Below are 22,497 nucleotides of genomic sequence, written 5' to 3'. Positions count from 1 at the left end.
ATTCCTAACCCCAATCAAAATCCTTTCCAAACAATGGCTCATTTACGCTACAAGCAAGAAGAAGAACTCTGTTTTTGGGATCAGTTCAGAAAAGGCGATGAAAATGCTTATGCATGCCTGTACCGCTCTTACGTTCACATTCTTTATCAGTATTGCTCTCAGTTTACGATTGACAAACCACTGATTAAAGACTGCATCCACGATTTATTTGTAGAACTCTGGAGAAACCGAATGACGCTGGGTGACACCACTTCCGTTCGGTTTTATCTTATGGCGTCTATCAAAAGAAAGTTGGTCCGCCACTTGAACGCGCAGCAAAAGCACACAAGCAACGAAGATATTCCGGTTGAATACTGGCATATCAACACGCCTTCTCACGAAAACCATCTGATTTCTGAGGAAGAGTTTGAATCAACCAATCAACACCTTAATGTAGCGATCAACGGGCTCCCACGCCGCCAGCGCGAGGCCATTTTCCTAAAATTTTACATGAACTTGAATAACCACGAAATTGCAGATCTGATGAAAATCAACATTCAGTCTGTTTATAACCTGGTTTTTGGCGCATTGGGCAACCTTAAAAAGCAAATGACGCTGGATAGGCTGACCTTCTGATATTCCTTTTAGAAACATCATAGCAAAAAGCGTGGCGAACTAAGCCACGCTTTTTTTGTTAAATAATTACGATCATTAACAAACTGAAATAATACCATTTGAATGTCGCTGATTACCACGCCACTCGCTGAACGCCTCCGGCCCAGAACACTGGATGATTTTGTAGGCCAGGATAAGCTTTTAGGCCCCAACGGCCCATTACGCAGGGCTATTTTGCAAAATACCATCCCTTCCATGATTTTCTGGGGACCCCCGGGAGTGGGCAAAACCACATTGGCATTACTCATTGCCGAAACCACAAAAAGACAATTTTATAACCTCAGCGCCATCAGTTCCGGTGTGAAGGATTTGCGGGAAGTTTTGGCCAGGCCATCCGGGTTGTTTCCTGCCATTTTGTTCATTGATGAGATTCACCGCTATAATAAAAGCCAGCAGGACGCATTGCTGGGTGCAGTGGAAAAAGGTCAGGTTACATTGATCGGCGCTACGACTGAAAATCCCTCTTTCGAGATCAATTCGGCACTTTTGTCCAGAAGTCAGATTTACATTCTGGAAGCTTTTGGTGAAAAAGAATTGAAAGAACTGATCGAACGAGCGCTCACAAAGGATCAGTTTCTGAAAGAGAAAAACGTCACATTTACTTCCTATGACGCATTAATGCGCCTTTCCGGCGGTGACGGACGTAAATTGCTCAATCTGCTTGAACTGATTATTTTAGGAAAGGGCCAGGAAAAAGACATTGTTATTACAGACGAATGGGTTACGGAAGTCGCGCAGCAGAACATTGCACGTTACGACAAATCCGGTGAACAACATTACGATATCATTTCCGCTTTTATCAAATCCCTTCGCGGGAGTGATCCGAATGGTGCGGTTTACTGGATGGCGCGCATGATCGTGGCGGGTGAAGATCCTTCGTTTATTGCGCGCAGAATGCTCATTATGGCCTCGGAGGATATCGGGAATGCTAATCCCACGGCTATGATCATGGCCAATGCCTGCATGCAGGCGGTGAACGTCATTGGCTATCCCGAATGCCGCATTATCCTGTCACAAGTGGCTATTTATCTGGCAACCTCACCCAAAAGTAATGCAAGTTATATGGCTATTGGCGATGCGATTGAGCTGGCCAAAAACACAGCCCACCTGCCCGTTCCCCTGCATTTACGCAACGCCCCCACCAAGCTGATGAAGCAGATCGGCTATGGGAAAGAATACAAGTATTCGCATGATTTTGAAGGAAATTTTGCCCGGCAAAACTTCATGCCGGATGAACTGAAAGGGAAAAAACTTTTTGATCCCGGCTTCAATGCCAGGGAGGAAGAAATCCGTAAAAAACTACAAAATTGGTGGGGAGACTGGTATGGTTACTGATCCTTGTTTTTCAGTTTTTCTTCAAATTTCGAAAATGAAAGATCGGGAGCATTATCCGTTTTAGGCAGCTTGCTCCACTCTTTTGACAATTTTTTTGCCATCTTCGCAAGGTTCTCATCGGTCTCCTTTTTCTGGACAGACTTGGCGTCATCAGACATCGGTTTGTTCTTTTTCATGGGTTGAGCGTCCGGAAAGCAAGAATTAAAAAGACTGATTTAATAAATTACGCAAAGATGCTTTTGATAGATCAAATATCAGAAACATTGTTAAACTTTATAAGCAAAAATTAACCGAAATGCCCCTTAAAGCTTTAAAAGATGACCAGTAACACTACGATTCCCGAGAGTATTCCTTTGATCGAGCGCCAATTACTCATCAACCAATGCAAGATACTATCGATAATCAGCGATGAAAAAGAAAGGGAAATCAATGAGAAACGGATAGAAATTCTGGAAAAAGGCTACACCGGTCTTTATCCCAAAGTCTTCAATTCGCTGTACGAAGAAGTGCCTATCAGCGTTTACACCGAAATTTCCAACATTATGAAAATGTATGGACACATTAACGAGTCGATCAAGCGGTTATCCAACGAAGAAAAAGAAATGCTCGATCTTGCTAAAATTGACTTCGAAGGTTTCGACCAGGACAGCGGCATGCATTATTATATGATGTCTTATCTCGTTGACAGAATGGATGAGCATGGTGAGTATAAAGGCCGGCAGCTGAAAGCTCACAACAGTTCTTGTATGATTAAGTATAACAAGATGCTTTCTGTATATTCAAGTCATGAAAACAATAAGAACACTCACTTCGCCCTGACCGATTTACAACGTTTCATAGATGCAGTCCTGGAAACGCAAGCGTAAAAAATTATTTACTTCGTCTCCCTATAAAAATATTATTTCTTGGATAAAAAATAATGTTTTAAATAAAGAATTCGTTAAATTTGTTACTGATAGCCAGGAAACTGCCTATCAAATAACGTTGAGTAAAATCAGACATCCCGAATACATTGTATTTGGGATGTTTTTTTTATATAGGGTCTTCAAACAAAAAAAATGCACAGATAGCTGTGCATTGTGTGTGTGATGTTAATTTATTGATATCAATGTTGCAGCAGAGTATTAGTGCAATTCCATCTTTCTGAGCCTCGTAGCATTTTGCTTCAAGAACATTGTATCGTTGACTCCGAAGCGATCGTGATCCGGTGATTTTTTTAACTGTGTGATCAGCCACACCCCACAAAGAGCTGCGCCCATAAGCACAAGGATGAAAAGATATGGACCAATTGCGTACATGCTTTGAAGTAGCTGAGTCATGATTTCCAATAGTTAGTCAGGTTTCTGTGTTTTGACTAAAAATGAAAAACAATCGTACCAGAAGCACTACATGCGTTAAGTAATCCCTAATGCCGTTTTTATAGCAAACTTGTAGAATGGCAGGCAGTTAAGTGTTGAAAAGTGTGGAATATCAACCGCTAAAATTAGCTCTTGAACACATTCTCGTCTTTCAAATAACCCAGATATTCGCGGAACTCATACCCAGTCATCTCGGTAATTTTCATTGAAAAAAGCTTGTGTTTCTTGTCCGGCTCCAATTGCGAGAGTGCGTCCGTGATAAGGAATGTCAGGATCGGGTTCCACCTGTTCAATGTACTTTCGAATGTAATTTCCGGGTCACTTAATTCTTTGCTGATAAAATGCAACCCTTTTTCTTCTGCCAGCAATTTCAGAACCTTTAAATAGACCTGTTGATTTTCATCATATTCCGGCCTCTTTCCGATTCCTTCGTATTGGAACAGAAAATCCTGGATCTTGTAAAGATTCTGCATTGTCGACTCCTGATCTGCCATGATTGTATAATTGAAAAACCGTTTGCTTGCTATCGATTAAAACCATGCCTTATCCGAGGCATAATCAGATAACCGCGTTCACCACTTTAGTATCGCAACCCACAACCGAGTTATTTACATACCCAACACTGATTCCCGAAACTTTGGTGGCTTTTCTGGAAGGGAGCGGCGTTTTAATGGTGACGATTTTAGAAGTGATCACGGCTTGTGTATCGGATAAATATTTAAATTCCACCTCAATGTTCTTAATAGTTGTCGGTGAATTGTTCTCGATAACCATGCTGTGAATGGCGATGCCGCCAACAGAATGCCACTCGTTTTCAAGGATTTTAATTTTCCCAATCAGTTTGTCCTTGCTCTGGGAGCTGACCGCATTGAGAGAGTCGGCCTGGCTGATCACTTCTGTTTTGGATTGAACAACCGGTTTCTCTTTAAGGAAATCGAATTGTTTGTAGTAATAAAGGATGTAAATGAATGCGCAAACAGGAACTAAGGCGCTGACCCATTTTAACAAAGGAATAAAGAACTTCTTGAACTTGGCTTTTTTGCCTCTTCTTCCTGCCATATATGTATTGTTATCGTTCTTGTGATGTTTTGTGATGCTGTTAAACGCAAATATACCGATACCTAGCTGCAAATTTATTCATGTTGTTTTTTTTTGACGCGATAGTGCTATAAACAAAAACAAACCGCTGGTTTTGGCCAGCGGTTTGTATGTGTATCGTGTTGAACAGGACTATTGTCTCACAAATCTGTGTGCAGATATCGTACCATTGATATGAATCACCTGAACAACATATGAGCCGGAGCTCAGGTTACGTGTGCTGATGCCAGTGCTTAAAGCATTCGACGCTTCAAAAACCGTTTTACCAAGCGCATTAACCACTTTTACCTGTTTGATTTTAGACCAGTCCGTTAAATTCAGGTTCAGATTTTCAGCATTGCGAACCGGGTTTGGATATAAGAATGCAGTGCTGGCAAATTTGAGATTTTCAATATGGCTGTAAGCGAATGTCTCATCCAGATCAACCATTTTCAACCTGTACAGATTTTGCCCGTCCAGCGGCTGTGCATCCTGGAAAGAATAAAAACGTTGCGAAACACTTTCACGGTTTGATTTCACAGTTCCAATTTTATCCCATTTCTTACCATTCTGGCTGCGTTCAATGTCAAAACGATCACTATTCGTTTCCGAGGCAGTTGACCAGGAAAGCAAAGCCGTCGTGCCTTCGGATGCAGCTTTGAAGCTTACCAGCGTCACCGGCAATGTTGGTTCAATGATGATTTTAAAAGTCGTCACCGCAGTTTGTCCAAAGGCGTTACGCGCTTCCACATCGAAAAAGTACACGCCTACCTGACTCTCTTCTGTATTTCCGGTCAAGACGCCCGCTAATGACAAAGACAAAGTATTCGGTAATGTTCCGGCAGTAGTCCTTGCATTTACCAGCGTTACATCTTTCAGCGTGTAAGTATAATCCGTTGACGTTCCGCACGCAATGCTGAAACCTGGCTGGCCCGGATTTGACGGGAAATTAGGATCCAGCAGGAAGGCAGTTGCAGAAGTAAGATTTACATTAATATTGTCATTTGCATCATACACTTGCAAGTCGCCACCGGTAAATACGATAGGTGAACGTGCGCTTACTTCATGGATGTTCAAACTGTTAAGCACATTGGCTACACCTTCTACGGTGATTTCCACTCCATCGAAAGTTACACCCGGAGCAAAAGCCACGGTGGCAGGCTGCAAACCATCAAAGTCCAGCAATGTTAAACCCAGCAGCAGACTTTGCAGCGTCCTCACTGTACCAACCCTCGTATTGCCAAGTCTCGCCTGAATCCTGATGTTAGATAATAGTGTTACGTCTGCCAGCAAACCGATTTTAGAAAGCGTAGCAACGATTTCGGTAGAGCCCGGTAAAGTTTTTGTAAAGCGAATTATCTGGGATGTTCCCGCAACCGCACTGACCTCAGCAGCCTTTAACACTGAAAATGTAGCCATGGTGCCGTCAATTGCCCTTTCCGGGTTCACTAATGCGTTTGTAAGCGTTACACTTACGCCGTCCGTTTCCGCGGCTGCGTTGGTAAACCTGGGCACCGATTCACATGGAGTAAAAACAGTATTTGTATAGGCAACCGCATGTTCAATATCCATTGTTGCATTTCCAACTGCCACGGTTCCTATCTTTGCAAAATCCAGTGCAACATTCACCCTGGTGTACTGATCAGCCGGCGTAACTGCAAGGAATAATGCACCGGCCGGATCCCTTACCAGTTTGAAAGTTGTTGTCCCACCATCCGAACTTGCAGAAATAGCCTGGTTACTGAGCAAGCCCAGTAGCCCTACCAGCTGATCAATGTCAAGGCCAATAATGCTGGATTCAAAATCGCTGATACGAACATATGTTGTAACGCCCCCTGCTATACTATTGGTAAAAAACATGTTTAATGTTCCCTTACTTGCAATAGCAATATCGGGAAGAGGAAAAGCACTGATTGTCAACCCTTCAACCCGGATTCTGGCTGCTGCGCCATCAGGGATGCCAACCGCATTACTTTCGGTTGTAACTGTGGCATTAGCCGATCCCTCGTCTTCTGCCGTAAATGACGTACTGCTTACATACTCCTGGGCAGACACGCTCTGGACAAGTAAAGCAAAACCCAATATGAAGCCTAATGATAAACGGGAACTTTTCATGGCTAGCTCCCTGACTAATTGATAGATAGAAATTTTCATGATCTTTAAATTTAGATAGTTATAGTGAACCGTTTTGTGAAATAAAGGATGTTGATTTGCTTATAGTAATGGCGGGCGACAGCTTTGGAGCAGACGAATCCGGGACTTTTTTATCGTATCGTGGAGACTTCCAGACAACCACTGGAAGAGGGCATAAAGGACTACTGTAACACTAATTCGAGGATGTAGATTTAGTTCATTGAATGGTTTTAAGTTGATGGATATATTAACGGATAACAAATTGAAACTGCGCAATAACCGGTTACAAAACATGCACAACCAATGTGTCCGAATAGTAGTTATTTGCAAATGTATCTATAAATAACCCAAAAAATCCCCGCATAATGTTACTATGAAACTACCCCCATATTATAGGGGGTATAGAATTAATTTTATCCACAAAATAATTATGCGAGTTATTGTTAAATTGCCAATCTAAAATTGCCAAAATGCCTTTTAGAGTTAACACAAGCAGATTTGCATATTTAAATAGCGGATAACCTACACCTTTTTGCTTGACATTACACCTGATAAACATGCAGTGACTTCTTACCTGGTATAAAATTGGTTAAAAGAGATAAGAAGGTAAACCAAAATATGTTTCGAGCAGCATTAAAAATAATTCTATGAATGTGGCTTTAGTGGATGAACTCGTACTTTTAACTGACGCTTTGCGATGCGTTTTGCAGCACATGCCGGAAGTAAACACCGTCGCGAGTTACACGGATGGAAAGGAATTTTTGGCCGATAAATCCATTTGTCCGCCCGGCATCCTGATCATGGACTGGGCCATCAATGGAATGAGTGGACTGGAACTGCTGGACCTATGCCGCAATGCCATGCCAAAAGAGATGAAGATCATTATCCTGTCTACTGTGACCGACGTACAAACGATCAAGCATGCAATCAGGAGGGGAGCGAATGGCTTTCTGCCGAAGTCCGCTCCGTTGGAAGAATTGAAAGAAGCCATTGTACTGGTTATCGGCGGGAAACAGTACATAGGAAAGGGAATCAGGGATAATCTGATCAATAGTGTTTTTACAGACGAACAGGTTGTCCTGCATCTATCACCCAGAGAAAAGGAGGTTTTGCAAAAAGTTTGCAGTGGCCGCACCATTAAGGAAATTGCTTACGACCTGAAACTGAGCGCCCATACGGTGCAATATTACCACAGAAGCGTGATGGAAAAGCTTAAAGTGAAACGTACAACGGACCTCATTGTTTACGCCATGCAACATGGACTGTATATTCCTGAAATGAAAAGCCGGCACACGGCTTAAATGCCGGCTTTTTCGGTTGTCGGAACATTCGGCGATTAGCGGTTAAACTTCCCATAAAAATCGGGCAATGGGTTGAGCGCCGTATTTTTGCGCTGGTGCCAGTAAGGATATATCGGCGATTTGTCACTTGCCGCGTCAAGCTTCTTAACCTGTTCAAGGTCCAGGTTCCAGCCTACGGCACCCAGATTCTGTTTGAGTTGCTCTTCATTCCGGGCCCCGATTACCACATTGCTTACCGTAGGCCTTTGCAACAGCCAGTTGAGTGCAACCTGCGCCACTGTTTTGCCGGTTTCAGCAGCCAGTTCGTCCAGCACATCAATGAGATGGAAGAAGAATTCCTCCGGGATCTCGGGCCCTTCTCCCCCGCCCTGCGCAATGCGGCCATCCGGCGGGATCGGTTGGTTTCTCCTGTATTTTCCGCCGAGCCTGCCAGCCGAAAGCGGACTCCAAACAATTGTCCCAATGTTCTGATCAACACCCAGCGGCATTAGTTCCCACTCAAATTCGCGACTGATAAGCGAGTAGTGGGCCTGGTGGGCAATGTATTTAGACCAGCCGTACTTTTCCGAAACCGAAAGTGATTTCATCAGATGCCATCCCGAAAAATTGGAACATGCAATGTAACGCACCTTACCGGCTGTGATCAGGTCATTCAATGCGCTAAGTGTTTCTTCAACAGGCGTATTCCCGTCAAATCCGTGCATGTGATAAATATCAATGTAATCTGTTTTGAGTCGGCGGAGGCTGTCTTCGCAGGATCTTACAAGGTGGAACCGGGAAGAGCCGTAATCGTTTGGCCCAGAACCCATCTTGAATGTGGCTTTGGTGGAAAGGACAATTTTGTCGCGTAATCCGATGATCGCTTTTCCTAGGATCTCCTCCGACAAACCCTGGGAATAAACGTTGGCTGTATCAAAAAATGTTATTCCTGCATCCATACACAGATGGACGAGCCGCGCGGCCTCATCTGTTTGCGTATTTCCCCAGGCTTTGAAGAAGTCGCCGCCACCACCAAATGTGCCTGTTCCGAAGCTCAGCACCGGAACTTTCAAGCCGGATGCGCCCAATTGTCTGTACTCCATATCCGAAAGGTCAGTTTGTTTGGTTTGAATATTTGTTAAGATAAGACCAAAATTTTAGAGAAAACAGCATACATAAAAAAGATGGCGTCCTGATTTGAACGCCATCTTTGCATTTATTTGCCAAAGCTCTTATTCCGGAATGTTAGTTCCTTTGTCTTCCTTGTCCCGGTTTTTACGTTTTCTTTCTTTTTTGCTCGCTTTATCATTCATCTGCTCATCCCCATTTGCCTTATTTAAAGTGCTGCCGGTTCCTGTGCTTGAACTCGTCTCAGACGACTGGTTCACCGTGGATTGAGTAGCGCTCTGGGACGATGTTTGTTTTGTTGAGTCAGGCGTTGTGGCTGCGGCAGTTCCCGTAGCTTGCGGCCACGCCGATGTGCCTCCCGCGCTGTTTCCCTGAGGTTGTGTCCCATTTACGGTCGGACTTGTAGTTTGCTGTTGACCCGTATTTTCACTGGTTCCTGCTCCCTGCGATTTGCTGTTTTTTCCAGTTGTATCCATGGCTGGCGTCGGCCGGGTTGCTCCCGCTGTTCCCGTTGACTGCGGCCATGCGGATGTCCCCCCCGCGCTGTTTCCCTGTGCCTGCGTTGTGTCCTTCGTTGTCGTACTTGCCGGCTTCGAATTTTGATTCGTTGTTTGCGCGTAGACCGTGCCGCATAATGTCAGCATTAGTAAGGCTACGCTCATTTTTAGCTTTTTCATATTATTGATTTTGTTGATGAAATTCATTTTCATGCAGCTTATCAATAATTGTTCCAGCGTCGTTTGCAATGATTGAAAATCGGGTTAATTTACCTGACGTATAGTAAGCTGCGCTTCTCAATCATCGTATTTCTGGTGTTTTTATTTAAGAATTTGGACTTCAATTTTGTAATGCGAAAATAGGCCGGTTTATCGAGCACATCGGCATTCACGCCGGCTTTGATAAGGCTGTCTGCGAGTTCCGGGGATGTATAAATGTAGCAGGGCTTCTGCGCCATAAACGCACCCAGTTCCTGGCTGGTATGCGTAATTTTCACGTCGCCGGGCGCGTAAAATTCAAGAGAATAGGAAAACGATTTATAGGCCGCAACCGGAGGTTTGGGATCATTTGCCCAAATGGTTCTGGCTGCGCTTCGGCCAGATTGATATTGAAGCAGGAATGGATAGAAGAACAGGAATAAGAAGATGTAAATAATGGCCGCCATGGCATATCCATGATATAAAATCCGTTGTAATGCGTTCTGAAAGCGGATAATGTTTACGACCGCCACGATCAGACATGTTAGCCCAGTTGCCAGCCATTCGTTTTTTAGCCCCGTAAAATACAGTAGGGCGATCACTGCAATAGCAATGATGAAAACCAAAACCTGCTGAACCCTTGCGAGAATGTGCAATTTGACATGCTTCGATTTTTGGTATAAAAAATAGGCGGTAATGATCGAGAAATAGGGAAACAGGATCACAATGTAGTGCGGGAGCTGAAACCGCGACAACGAGAACAATATGAATGTCAGCAATGTGCTGCCGTAAATAGCCCAGCGCACAGGCGCCCTGTTTGTATCAAAGCGGATCAAATAGACAATCCCGCTTACCAAACCGATCGACCAGGGAAGAAAGGCCCATAATGTGGTGTGCATAAAAAAAGTAGCATTCCCGCTTCCCTTGATCGGTCCGGTGTTGAAAAAGCGACCGAACTGACTGTCCCAGAAAAAGAATTTCAAGCCGGAAACGCCGGTTTTCCCAAAAACGATTTTCTCAGGATGCAGATCAAATTGTGCGTAAAGACTGTATAATTCAGGCGTAATGAATATGAAGCTAAGGATGAGCATTACCCACCAACGGTAATTGATAAATTGTTGCCATTGTGAGGTAAAAATCCAGAAAAGAACCCAGCCGCCGCCAATGGTAAGCAACACGAAAATCCCTTTGGTCATGATCGCACAAGCTGCGAAAAGTGCAGCGGCAACGATATGGCCCCCCCCTTTTTTTTGATAAACACCTAACATATGCCATACGGCGGCAATAATACAGGTGGTCAGATAAGGTTCCGCACGGACATCAAAATTCGCCAGTGTGCTGTGCAAAGCAACCGCTGAGATCAACACTGAAATCCGGGCCACAGTAACATTGAAAAGATCCCGCGCCGTTAAAAAAGTATAATAGAGCCCCAGGAGCCAGAAAAGAAAAGCGGGAAACTTATAAGCAAAACTGTTTATTCCAAAAATTTTGTAACTGATCGCAGCCATCCAGAAGGGGAAATGCGGCTTATCGAGCCAGTCGTGGCCGTCGCCCCACAAGTTGATCCAATCGCGGTGCTGTACAATGTGCTTGGCAATGGTGGCGTAAAGGGCACCGTCGGGTTCGATGATTTCGAGCCACAAGCCGGGAACATTCAGTGCAATGCCGATTGTCAGTAACCAGGGAAAATAACGTTGCAGTACGGGCTCAACATCACGCATAAGTGTAGTTTTTCATACCAGAAACTTCCGGCGCTTTCGGGGGAAAGTTGCAAACATACAAAACGACTGCATCATTTGTAACCGGCATTTCCAGACATATCACTTGCCCGGAACGCCATTCTAGGAAACTTTGGCTGTCTGAACGCCCAGGAAAGGGAAAATATAAGCGTAGAAATCTTCGGGAATAAACGGTTTGGTAAGGTAACCCGTGAACCCGCTGGCATGGACACGATCCTTTTCGTCCCCAAATGCAGATGCTGTCAATGCGATGATCGGAATGTCCTGGTCGATCTTCCTGATCAGCGCGGTGCTTTCAAAACCGTCCATGACCGGCATCCTCAGATCCATCAGGATGAGGTTAAAGCCTCCTTGCAGAAAAAGCTCGTAGGCTTCTTTCCCATTCTGCGCAACTTCAAAAAGAATGTTCTTTCTTTTCAGCAGCATGGTCGCCAGCGTTACATTAATTTTATTATCGTCGGCAACAAGCACTTTTGCCTGCGGAAAGGCTATTGCCGTCATGATCTTTTTGAGAGGAACCGGCTTTACGGTCACTTCTTCTTCCAGATAGGGGAATTGTATCTCAAATGAAAAAACAGATCCTTTCCCAGGCTCGCTTTCAAGAAAAATGTCACTTTTGAACAGCAGAAGCAATTCTTTGGAAATAGCCAGTCCCAGGCCCGTCCCTTTATTCTCGCTGTCCTCTTGCCGCACCTGCGTAAAGCTTTCAAAAATGGTAGGCTGCTCCTCAACCGGAATCCCTATGCCCGTGTCTTCCACGGAGAAGTGTAAACGAACCGTTTTATCATCCCGGGTAATTTCCCTGACCACAAATTTCACATATCCGGTTTCGGTAAACTTAATCGCGTTGTGAATCAGGTTCGTTATAACCTGGTTCAGCCGGACGCTGTCCGAGATAATGTGCGACGGCAGCCTGCTATCAATGTCAAAGATGAGATCAATCTTTTTTTCGTCGGTTCTGGGAACAAATGTTTTCCGGAGGTTTTCGAAAAGCAAACCGGGGTCAAAAGCAAACTCGTCGAGCTGGATATGATCGGCATTGATCTTACTGAAATCCAGCACATCATTCACAACGGCCATCAAATGATCGGAAGAGAATTTCAATGTTGTTAAAAGCTCGTTCCTGTTTTTTGAATTTTGGTCTTCGTCCATCATGATATGCACAATTCCCACGATCCCGTTCAGCGGCGTGCGTATTTCATGGCTCATCATGGAAAGGAAATCCGACTTCGCCTTCGTAGCATTTTCCGCAATCGTCTTTTGCTTTTCAAGCTCAACATTCTGCTCTTGCAAATTATACCGGTAATAGAACTCCCGCTTGTCTTTTCCAACACTGACCTTCATCACAAAAGGAAACAGGAATTGCGCGAGTAACAAGAAAACGCCGCCTTCTGCAAAGAACATCTTTAATGCTGACGGCTCCCCAAGAAAATAAATCGCGGCGGGGTAAAGTATGATGCTTAGCAACGACGACGCGAGCGCGTACCGGACTGGCCAGCGCAAAATCAGCCCCGTAAAAATGATACCCAATGTAAGGTTAAGACACGACTGCGCGTAGGACCTGTGTGGTTGTGCAAGGAGGTAAGTATAAAAGCAGATCAGCATGATCTGCGTGATAAAACTCATTTGCTGGCCCGTGATCACTTTTTTGTAATGCAATAGCAAAAGCACTGCGATCAGACTGCTTGAAATGCAATGTGTGTAAAGTAATGTTAAATAAAACGGGTCATTGGCCAGGTAAAAACCAATAGAGGCTGCTGGGTTACAGAGTAGGAAAGCGATACAGAAGAGCTTGTTGTATAATTTATTCTCCGCCTCCGCTTCTGACTGCCAAAGCCTTTCGAAAGACTTGGCATAAGCTATATTTTTCAATGTTTAAAAAATTTATTCTGCGGTAAAATCTTCGAAAAAGCCCTTCAACATTTCACTATGGACTATCTTTCCGCAGCTTTCAACGTTGAGCGGTTTTTGTTGGTAATCGATCACCTGGCTGTAATTAAGCGCTTTTTTCTTTTCGGATTCTTCTGTTGCCGAGCTTACCATCACTACATGCACACGGTTTACATAGGGCCTGTCGGCAATTGTATTCAAAAACTCCCACCCGTTCATAACGGGCATGTTTATATCCAGTAAAACCAGGAAATGGGTTTCTTCCGACGCGTAATTATCCAGATATTGAAGCGCATCCAATCCATTGTAGCACAAGACCGTATCGTGTAAGATACCGCTTTTTTTTAAAAACATCTCATGCAGGAACAGCATGATCTTGTCATCATCTACCAACAGGATTTTAAGATCACTAATCATCTTCGCTCTGGACTTTATCTGCTTTATTCACTATCTCCTTTATCACATTGTCTAATTCGGTTGCGGACTGTTGCACAAGATTGAGTATTTCTTCTTTCCCCAAATCCCCATATTCCCCCATTCTGAGAAGTTCCACCAACCCCATCATCCGGGTCAGAGGTGCCCTCACTACATGCGACTGAATCCACGCTATCTCCTTCAATTGCTCGTTTTGGAGCTGAATCCTGTGTAAATTCTGCTTGTAATCGGTGATATCCCGGACGGAACCAACTGCGCGGATAGCCTTTCCATTCACATTACGTAAAAAAATGATCCTGTGCTCCACCAACGCCACCCTTTCATCACATTTTACATAGCGGCATTCGGTAACCAGCATTTCCCGGCTTTCGTCATCAAGCGCTTCCGTAATCTCTCTGACCACCCGTTCCTTGTCCTCATGGTAAATATTATCCGACCAGATATGATTATTGTAAACGGCAAGATCGTATCCAAAAATATCCTTGAACCCTGTCCCCCACTCAACTTTATCCCGCTCGATATCCCAATCGTAAATGGCTTCATTGGCTGCATTGAGAATGAGTTTATAACGCTCGTTACTCACGATCAAAGCTTTGGATTTCAAAACTTTTTCGGTGATATCCGTAACGACGCAGAGATGCATACCCGGCAGGATGTTGGGCTTGGCATTGAAGCTGCCGATGATCAGGCTCCCGTCCTTGTGAATAAGGTGCATCTTGCCACTCCGGATTTCTCCTTTCAGGAATCTTTTCCAGAGATCGTGCGAATTCTCTCCATCCCTGACTTTCAGTAATGTGAAAAGGTTGATTTGGTCCAGCTCTGTCCTGGAATAGCCAAACATGTCCACCAACGCTACATTATAATCCAGGCAATTACCATCATCATCACAGATTATAATGGCATCGCGCGTGTGTTCAAAAATCGCTTTGAACTTCTCGTCGGCTTTGCATTTTTCAGTAATGTCGGTGGCAAGAACAAGCTCAGCCTTACGGCCGTCGATATAAATAATGTTGCTTTGAATGTTAACATCAATGATCGTCCCGTTTTTCTTCTGGTGCCTGTAAACGCCTGTGGAGTAAAGTTTATCATATTTTCTGACCTTTTTTACGGCCGACACCAGAATTGGAATATCGGCAGCCGGACGCAAGTCTTTAATGGTGAGATGAAGAAATTCTTCCCTGCTGTAACCATAATGCCTGACCGCCGCCTCATTCACGTTCAGTATTTCAAAAGTTTCCACGTCATACACCCACATTGGCTGGGGATTGAGCAGGAACAGGTCCCGATACATTACTTCTGACGAAATAGAACCATTTCTTTCAATTCCTCCCTGCGTATAATTAATCATCAAAATGGTAGAGTAATCCGATAATCCCGATAAAACCAGCAATCTAAAATTATTTTTCTAGAATTGTAGAATTAATATTACTAATTGTTTCACTGAAATACGGGAAGCTGGAAAATTAACGCGCCTTGGCACAATTATTACCCGCCTCTGTTAAGTCACCAGGAAATTCAAAATGAATACTAGTCATGAAGAACATTAAAGTATATTTTTTCGCAGCACTGATACTTTCAGCAGTTGCGTGCGACGATGAGACCACAAGCAGCGACGTGCCTGCGGAAATGGATAAGCAATTTATGCTTGCCGCTTTTGACGATGGTTTATTTGAAGTAAATGCGGGTCAGGTGGCGTCGTCCAAGGGGACCACAAGTGTTATCACCGATTTTGGCGGACAATTGCTCGACGATCATACAGTTATCAATCAGGAATTGATGCAGCTTGCCAAAGAGGTCAATCTGGACCTCCCGACTACACTATCCAATGCAAAGCAGCAAAAGCTGGATACATTGTCCGGGCTTTCTGGGATGGCATTTGATACGACTTATATCAAAATGATGGTCAGCACACACGAAGGAAGTATAAATTTGTATGAGATCCAGGCCACAACCGGCCGCAATGTTACGCTGAAAACATTTGCCTCGGACAATTTAACCAAGTTACGGGCACACCTCGAAACGGCGAAATCGATGAAAGATTCGATTCAGTAAAATTGGGCTAACGTTAAAGATAGAAGTATATCAGAACCAGAAACCGATCTGAAACGCTATTCTAGGCTTTTCTTCTTTCTTTTCTTTTGGAATAAATGCGCCTATTGCGAATGTGAGAATGTCGACGGGCGCAAACCAGACGCCGCCTCCGTAACTATAATGCCAGGCCTTCGACTCGTCATCCTCTTCCAGCCAAACCCGGCCGTGATCGAAGCTGCCAAACACCCCGTAAGTAAGCGGTAATGTTGGGTTATAACTGCTTCCGAGCCTGATCCGCAGATCCGTATCATGCCAAATACTGCTATTCCCATAAAAACGCTCTGTGCGATATCCGCGTAACCCCTGCTTGCCCCCCAATGTTGGCATCTGGAAAAATTCATAACCATCCCCAAAAATGAGCCCGGCGCCGATCTGAGTAGCGAGAATGATGTTTTCACCAGCATCCAGGCTGGTATAGTAAGCAAATTTAGCCCTGAGTGAGCCAAAGTTGTTGTTATTATCCAGATTAGTCGTCCAGTTGAAACCAGCATTGAAACGAATTCCGGTATGCGGCGCGAAAATGTTATCCACGCTGTTGAAATCAAACAAAAACTTTCCGCCGGCAAACATTTTGGTATGAAAAATATCATTGGATAGTTCATTCTCCGGACTTGTAATAAATCGTCCGCTCGTCGGCTGAATGTCCGATAGTTCGAAGAACGGGCCGAGCGTGATAAAGCCAGCCGTTCCGGCAAAGCGCTTTTTCAACGCGGGGTAAACGTGGAAAAAACTTTGTCTCACCCGATAATAGTCCGGATCGTCGACCGGCCTTTCGGTGTCATTGCCTAATCCGGCATAGTTAAAAGCGTAAGTTGGGCCGTGATAGTAAGTGTCGAGATAGAAGTCGAATTTCTTGAAAGCATTGATAAAATCGCCTGTGTAATTTACCTTAAATCCTTTTGTAGCAAATGCATAGCTCCCACCAAATGCATGTAGCGAAGCATATGGCTCTTTTTTAAATCCGTAACGCATCCAGGTCGCGCTTGCGCCCAGCAGCAAGCCGTCATCGGGATTAACGCCCAAAATCGGCGCCGGAATGGCAATGTCATAATTACTGTCGGCGCTTCGCCTGTCATACACATTGTATCGGTAAAGGTTCGTGCGCTTGTCCTTCGTATCCGGGCCGGAAACGAAGGTGTTGTTCCGCAGATCGTCGTAGATGAAGGTTTTCTTTTTCCCTGCGCCTGAATGCGTGCTGTCTGCAAACGCGTCGGTTCCTAATCCGCCTATCAACCGCACTTTAATGCCTTTTCTAACATCTCCTTTGACGATGAACTCGTCATCATCACCATTGCCATACACATTAATCGCCCTGGTCACATCCGCGTCGAAAATGCGTTCGTAATTCAAATGTTTGATATGGCGGTCCTTGCCCGTTTCATAGACAGAAACTTTCGTCCGTTTATCATCCAGCCTTTCTACCACGATACGCTCCTCTTCTTCCGTGCCGATGACATTCACATTCTCACTTACAAATTCGTAATGCGTTCTGGCCATTCGAAGCAGGTTATCGCGTCTGCTCTTCATGTTTTGGATCAAAGCGGGCGACGATATTTTTCTGGCTTCATCGGGCCAGACGGCAAAGGCGCTGTTAATGACCTCGTCGGTCAGGTTATTTTGGATAAATTTCGCTTGCTCTTCCCATTGCGCCCAGGTCAGCTGCGTAAGAAATGTTCTGTCAAAAAGACGGGCGCTCCAAGTCGTCCATTTCATGCTTTGGATCTCGGGACTGAAACTTTGCAGCTGCCGAAGGAACGGCAATGTGAGGCGTGCCACACCGGTTAGCAAGCCATCATACATGGAAAATGCCTGATCACGGTCTCTGGGAATGGGGCGATACAATATCGTGCCGTCTTTTTGCTTCAACGAAGACCAGGCCCATTGATCATCATGCCGGTCCCAGTCGCCAATTACGAAATCGAAAAGCCGTGTGCGGACCGCCCATTCCTCGTCTACTTTATTTTTGCCATTTTCCAGCATGCTCTCAACCAGTTCCGGCGTACTTACAATTTTATCAGGATTCCCGAAAAACGCTGCCTCTTTCCATCTTTTTCCGTCAGGCCGTTCTTCCAGCAAATTCATTGTTCCGCCAAAAAGCGCATTGTAAGTAGCCAGACCGGGCTGGGCAGGAACATAATAGAGCTTTGGATTGGTATGATAAACCTTTACTGCATCCGCCAATATGGGCATGGAAAGCGGCGCAAAAGGGTTGGTCGACAAGAAGTTATCTTCCACCAAATATTTTGCAGCGATCATTTGGTTGAATGGAAATGGCAAAAACCGGCTCACGTCTTTGGTGAGGCCGCGTAAAGCGTATTCTTTCCCCTCGCCGTCGCGCAAGCGTAATGAGTTGGTCTGATTTCCCCCGCCTTGCTTCACGGGTGTGACACCCCCTTTATATTGGGCAAGATCCAAAACCGGGAACGGGTATTTATATGTATAAAGGTCCCTGTTATGTTCCCCTAGTACGAATTTATGAAACCCGCCAACTGGTTTTACTTCGCGGCTTGTCACAAACCGGCTTGTGGAATCCTTGTGCTGGTTATATTCTGTGAATGCGATTGTGGAATCGGGCAATTCAATGGTTTGCTTATCCTTAATTTTTTTGCGAAAAACCAGTTTTGCATCTTTTCCGTCCGGGCTTACTTCCCAAAAATTTGTCCACGCTTCCCCTCCTTCATAAAAGTTGATCGTAGAGTAACCGAGCCTGGATGAAGCAAACTGCGAACCTTTACCCAGGCTAACCGGACTGTTTTTGCTGCCGCTTCCACTGACAATGAACTCCTGCCCTTCATTTTCAATGGATTGTAATGCATGCTCATGCCCGCTCGCAAAAATGAATTTGCCGTTCTTTTTCGCGCCTGCCATAACAGCCGTGCGCAAATCTTTGTAATGCTTGTTGGCAACGTCCTGCCTGGAACCAATAGTTGCGCGGAACAATGCGCTAATGCTGCCTAGTACGGGCAAAGGAATCCATAGATCGGGGTTGAGCTCGGTGAGCGGGAAAATGTGCTGCTTAATGGTAAATCGTCCCCCGTGCGGGCCGTATGTGTAAGGCGGGTGATGCATAGCAAAAACCACATTTTTGCTGCGGTATTTACGGACCACATTTTCAAAAACAAAGCGAAATTGCTCCCTGTTTTTGATCTCGCAGCCATCGTTGATCTTAGAATCCTTATCCCAATCCGTCAGCCACCATTGGGAATCCACCACAATAACAACCACATTATCATTCAGTTCTATCACCTCCGGGCCCGAGCAGCCGTCCAGCGGCAGGAAGTAATTCTCATAATCTTCCTTATCCTTAACACCGCGCTGCTCATTGATGTACTTATCAACAAATTTTTCCTGACGCTTCAAACCCTTCACACCCCAGCCCCGCCAATCGTGGTTTCCCGGAAGAAAAATGGGTGTTCCTTTGAATTTATCCAATGTTTCGAGCTGAGAAATGATCCTGAATTCAGCAACCTTGCGATCAGCAGAATCCTCCGAAGGGGGCATACCATGCTCATAAATGTTATCTCCCAAAAATAATGCAGAGCTGTTTTTGGACTCTGTTTCAAGTTTTGTTTTGAGATATTCCAAAACCGGCGCCCGGCTTTCCGGCGAGTCGTTTCCTGCATCCCCAATCAGATACATGGTGTGTTTCAAAACCAGATCGGGCGCGGGCGCGTCACGCTCCCACGCTGTCGCATCTTTGGAAAACTGCGTTTTATAGCTGGCACAGGAAAAAGCCCCAGTCAGCAAAACCGAAAAAGTGAAAACCCGCAACGCGTTCCTCATCGGCCCATCTTTTTGAATTTTAAGATATTACCTGAAAACAGGTCGTCCCCCTCGTTGGAAATGTAAAGGTTTCCCTGCTTGTCGAATGTGATGCCCTCAGGCTGGATAAATGTGTTTCCATTCAGCGTATAGGCTTCCTTCACCTTCCATTCGCTATCCGTAACAATCATCATCTTATTCACAGCCGAAATGATATACCAATCGTTGGTTAACGGATTTTTCGCCAGCCCCGACGGCCTGAAACCACGCTCTACTTTGCCTGTAATGGCCTTAATCTGATCCACATTAATAGCAAATGTTCCCGTCGCCTGCGTCGAATCTTTGTCCGGCTCGAAAATGTAGCCGGTAACGCTGCTTTTGGAATTATCCTGCTCACAGTTTTTGCATAGCACGTAGATCTTGCCTGAGGCTTCGTCTCCAAACATGCCCTCATACTCGCCTTTGGGCAGAATTTTCTTGTATTCCCTGATCTGCTCTACTTCCTCATATACGGCTTCGGACAAAGGGAAACTAAACATGACCCCATTGCTTTTGAGGATAAAGACACTGCTTTTTAGTATAGTAACATCCTCGTAATCGCCCTTTTTGGAAAATTTAGCATTCAACTGCTTGGGATGGTCCCAGCCGAGGCGATACACCCGCCCGTCTTCATCCTGGATAGCGTAAAGGGTGTCCGGGTTGCCTTGTTTCAAGGCGATGCCTGAGATCTCGAAAAGACTTTCCGGCATATTGAATTTGTCCGGTTCATCCAGATTGTAATCTTTGTAAATGACCTGCTCTTTCTTGGTAGAGTCGCATCCGCCGAGCGAAAAACCCAACATCGCAAGCATGCCCAGCTGTTGTAAAAATGTAGTCATATCTTTGTTTAAATCACTTTTAATTCCGGAACGTCGACTGACAATAACGTATAAATCGCTTCCTGCGACCGGATTCCATTCCCTGTTCCTTTCAGGGTAACATTGTTCAGTTCGCTGTCGATCATCACCGCCTGCTCTGTATCCTGCCATTGCAGCTCAATGATCTCCATCATTTTCGTTTTCAGTGTTTCGCTGTAAATGGGGAAGCATACTTCAATGCGGCGATAGATGTTCCGGTTCATCCAGTCGGCTGAGCCCATGTAAACTTCGGGCTGCCCGTTGTTGTGAAAAATAAATACGCGGCCGTGTTCCAGGTAACGGTCGACGATCCGCTTCACCGTAATGTTCTCGCTTTGCCCCTTCACGCCGGGCACAATACGGCAGACGCTGCGAACGATCAGCCGGATGGTAATGCCTGCATTGGACGCTTCGTACAGTTTGTTGACCAGAACTTCTTCTTCGAGGTTATTTAATTTAATCGTAATCCCGGCAGCCAGGCCATTTTTCACATTCGCGATCTCCCGGTCGATCAGCTGTAAAAATTTGGCCTGCAAATTGAATTGCGCCACCAGCAAATGCTGAAATGCAATGATATCCGAGCTGTCGGGCTTCTTCTTTTTACTCAAAAACCGGAAAAGCGTTTCTGCTTCGGTTAACATAGGTTGATGCGCCGTAAGCAATATGTGATCGGTGTAAAAACGCGCGGTTCCCTCATTGAGATTTCCCGTGGCAAGCAGGCCGAGATAGGGACAAGTCGGGTTTTTTCTTTTTACCAATGCGAGCTTCGCGTGCACTTTAAGCGCATTCACGCTATGCACAATTTTTACACCAGCTGACTTCATTTTCTTCGCCCAGCGAATGTTATTGGCTTCATCAAACCTTGCTTTAAGCTCCACCAGAACGGTCACCTTCTTACCATTTTTCGCTGCACTAATCAGCGCAAAAGCGATCTTGGAATCATGCGCTACGCGATACATGGTCGTATAGATTTCTTCAACCTGCGGATTGATTGCTGCCTCATTGAAAAACCGCAGAATGGTGTCGTAACTCTGATAAGGCGCATGCACCATCAGGTCGCGATCCAGGATCGCGTCGAACAGCGAACTGCTTTCGTTCACCCCTTCCATGCCTTGTACGGCTGGCCATTTGGGATAGGTTTCCGCTGGCGGGCTTACAGGCAGTGAAGCCAGGTCTTTGAGGTTATGATATCGGCCTCCCTGAACTACTGAGGCCGTTTTCAGATCAAAAAAAGAGATCAGTTTCTGCAAATGGCGCAATGACAAGCCCGGCTCGTACAACAGGCGCGTAGCGAAGCCAAAATCACGCTTACTGAGTTGTTTTTCAAATTTTTCCGCAATATCGTCGCCATCTTCGTCCATGATATCGAGCTCCGCATCGCGCGTCACCTTGATGTTGAAGGATTCAATGCTGATGGCTTCCGGGAAAAGGCTTTTGAGGTTCCGCTTAATGATATCCTCCAAAAAAATAATGTAATCCTGCCCTTCGATCGTTACTTTCAAAAAGCGGCTCAGGTTACCGGCAGGCACATTGACAAGGGCTACCTGCTCGTCATCCGGCGGGAACTTTAAGATCACAGCGAGATAAAGCTGGTTGTTTTCTGGAAAAAAGGAAGTGTTTTTTTCCAGAAAAACAGGCTGCAAAAACCCTGCGACCTGCGCAAAAAAGTAGTTATTTGCAATGCCTGAAATATCTTCGGGAATGCCATTTTTGTAACAGAAATGCACCCCAAGCTTTGTCAGGGAAGGAATGATGGAGTCGCGCAATATCCCTCCGAATTCATCCTGCTGCCGGTCGATTATTAACCCTGCTTTGCTGAATGCATTCTCATTTTTATCTATGATTTCCTTCTTTTGCAGATAGGGCATCCGAACACGATAAAACTCGTCCAGATTGGAAGAATAAATGGAGAGGAAACGGATGCGCTCCATCAGCGGCACGGATTCATCGGCTGCCTCCTGTAAAACACGGCCATTGAAGGAAAGCCAGCTGATATCACGGTTGAAATAGCGGTACTTTTCCAT

18 protein-coding genes are annotated in these 22,497 nt (G+C 45.1%); 5 read left to right on the top strand and 13 right to left on the bottom strand.

Going from position 1 to position 22,497, the window contains the following annotated elements:
* Positions 1–33: 33 nt before the first annotated feature.
* Together NFI81_RS25910 and NFI81_RS25905 are read left to right on the top strand one after the other, a co-directional pair.
* The gene (locus NFI81_RS25910; protein ID WP_015815162.1) at positions 34–615 is read left to right on the top strand and encodes an RNA polymerase sigma factor; all 582 of its coding nucleotides are present in this window, start codon (positions 34–36) and stop codon (positions 613–615) included.
* Between the two features lie 102 nt (positions 616–717).
* Positions 718–1,989, top strand: a complete 1,272-nt coding sequence (locus NFI81_RS25905; protein WP_234615517.1) for a replication-associated recombination protein A — start codon at positions 718–720, stop codon at positions 1,987–1,989.
* On the opposite strand, the gene NFI81_RS25900 is transcribed toward NFI81_RS25905, so the two are convergent.
* Complete coding sequence (locus tag NFI81_RS25900) at positions 1,983–2,165, bottom strand: hypothetical protein (protein WP_234615518.1); 183 nt, start codon at positions 2,163–2,165, stop codon at positions 1,983–1,985. The two genes, NFI81_RS25905 and NFI81_RS25900, sit on opposite strands and share 7 nt — an antisense overlap.
* A gap of 141 nt (positions 2,166–2,306) precedes the next feature.
* Between NFI81_RS25900 and NFI81_RS25895 the strand changes: the two genes are divergently transcribed.
* Entirely contained in the window at positions 2,307–2,855 is a 549-nt protein-coding gene (locus NFI81_RS25895; RefSeq protein WP_234615519.1) for a YfbU family protein, read from the top strand.
* A 617-nt stretch (positions 2,856–3,472) separates the two neighbouring features.
* Here NFI81_RS25895 and NFI81_RS25890 read toward each other — a convergent pair.
* The 3 genes from NFI81_RS25890 to NFI81_RS25880 all read right to left on the bottom strand — a co-directional run bounded on the left by NFI81_RS25890 (position 3,473) and on the right by NFI81_RS25880 (position 6,578).
* Positions 3,473–3,841 carry a hypothetical protein gene (locus NFI81_RS25890; RefSeq protein WP_234615521.1) on the bottom strand — a complete coding sequence of 123 codons (369 nt, stop codon included), beginning with the start codon at positions 3,839–3,841 and terminating at the stop codon, positions 3,473–3,475.
* 64 nt (positions 3,842–3,905) lie between these two features.
* Entirely contained in the window at positions 3,906–4,406 is a 501-nt protein-coding gene (locus tag NFI81_RS25885) for a hypothetical protein (protein WP_234615522.1), read from the bottom strand.
* 171 nt (positions 4,407–4,577) lie between these two features.
* The gene (locus NFI81_RS25880) at positions 4,578–6,578 is read right to left on the bottom strand and encodes a T9SS type A sorting domain-containing protein (RefSeq protein WP_234615523.1); all 2,001 of its coding nucleotides are present in this window, start codon (positions 6,576–6,578) and stop codon (positions 4,578–4,580) included.
* Positions 6,579–7,204: 626 nt separating this feature from the next.
* Here NFI81_RS25880 and NFI81_RS25875 point away from each other — a divergent pair.
* On the top strand, positions 7,205–7,858 hold the full coding sequence (locus NFI81_RS25875) for a response regulator transcription factor (protein ID WP_234615524.1): 654 nt from the start codon (positions 7,205–7,207) through the stop codon (positions 7,856–7,858).
* A 35-nt stretch (positions 7,859–7,893) separates the two neighbouring features.
* Here NFI81_RS25875 and NFI81_RS25870 read toward each other — a convergent pair whose 3' ends face one another.
* The 6 genes from NFI81_RS25870 to NFI81_RS25845 all read right to left on the bottom strand — a co-directional run bounded on the left by NFI81_RS25870 (position 7,894) and on the right by NFI81_RS25845 (position 15,072).
* The gene (locus NFI81_RS25870; protein ID WP_234615525.1) at positions 7,894–8,940 is read right to left on the bottom strand and encodes an aldo/keto reductase; all 1,047 of its coding nucleotides are present in this window, start codon (positions 8,938–8,940) and stop codon (positions 7,894–7,896) included.
* Between the two features lie 129 nt (positions 8,941–9,069).
* Positions 9,070–9,642, bottom strand: coding sequence for a hypothetical protein (locus NFI81_RS25865; protein WP_234615526.1), 573 nt, complete (start codon positions 9,640–9,642; stop codon positions 9,070–9,072).
* 89 nt (positions 9,643–9,731) lie between these two features.
* Positions 9,732–11,381 (bottom strand): ArnT family glycosyltransferase, encoded by a 1,650-nt coding sequence (locus NFI81_RS25860; RefSeq protein WP_234615527.1) that lies wholly within the window; start codon positions 11,379–11,381, stop codon positions 9,732–9,734.
* Between the two features lie 120 nt (positions 11,382–11,501).
* The gene (locus NFI81_RS25855; protein WP_234615528.1) at positions 11,502–13,271 is read right to left on the bottom strand and encodes an ATP-binding protein; all 1,770 of its coding nucleotides are present in this window, start codon (positions 13,269–13,271) and stop codon (positions 11,502–11,504) included.
* A 12-nt stretch (positions 13,272–13,283) separates the two neighbouring features.
* A complete protein-coding gene (locus tag NFI81_RS25850; protein WP_234615529.1) occupies positions 13,284–13,706 on the bottom strand; it encodes a response regulator in 423 nt (140 codons plus the stop codon).
* Complete coding sequence (locus NFI81_RS25845) at positions 13,699–15,072, bottom strand: PAS domain S-box protein (RefSeq protein WP_234615530.1); 1,374 nt, start codon at positions 15,070–15,072, stop codon at positions 13,699–13,701. The genes NFI81_RS25850 and NFI81_RS25845 overlap by 8 nt, the downstream gene beginning before the upstream one ends.
* Before the next feature lie 185 nt (positions 15,073–15,257).
* Between NFI81_RS25845 and NFI81_RS25840 the strand changes: the two genes are divergently transcribed.
* Positions 15,258–15,776, top strand: a complete 519-nt coding sequence (locus NFI81_RS25840) for a DUF4142 domain-containing protein (RefSeq protein ID WP_234615531.1) — start codon at positions 15,258–15,260, stop codon at positions 15,774–15,776.
* 30 nt (positions 15,777–15,806) lie between these two features.
* Here NFI81_RS25840 and NFI81_RS25835 read toward each other — a convergent pair whose 3' ends face one another.
* The 3 genes from NFI81_RS25835 to ppk1 are packed head-to-tail and all read right to left on the bottom strand — an operon-like array spanning position 15,807 to position 22,497.
* Entirely contained in the window at positions 15,807–19,598 is a 3,792-nt protein-coding gene (locus tag NFI81_RS25835) for a metallophosphoesterase (protein ID WP_234615532.1), read from the bottom strand.
* Complete coding sequence (locus NFI81_RS25830; protein ID WP_234615533.1) at positions 19,595–20,455, bottom strand: SdiA-regulated domain-containing protein; 861 nt, start codon at positions 20,453–20,455, stop codon at positions 19,595–19,597. The genes NFI81_RS25835 and NFI81_RS25830 overlap by 4 nt, the downstream gene beginning before the upstream one ends.
* An 8-nt stretch (positions 20,456–20,463) precedes the next feature.
* Entirely contained in the window at positions 20,464–22,497 is a 2,034-nt protein-coding gene (ppk1, locus tag NFI81_RS25825; RefSeq protein WP_234615534.1) for a polyphosphate kinase 1, read from the bottom strand.

Source organism: Dyadobacter fanqingshengii, assembly GCF_023822005.2.
In the GTDB taxonomy this organism is placed as follows: Bacteria; Bacteroidota; Bacteroidia; order Cytophagales; family Spirosomataceae; genus Dyadobacter; species Dyadobacter fanqingshengii.
The sequence above is the reverse complement of the archived record's forward strand: the minus strand, read 5'-3'. Positions and strand labels throughout refer to the sequence as shown.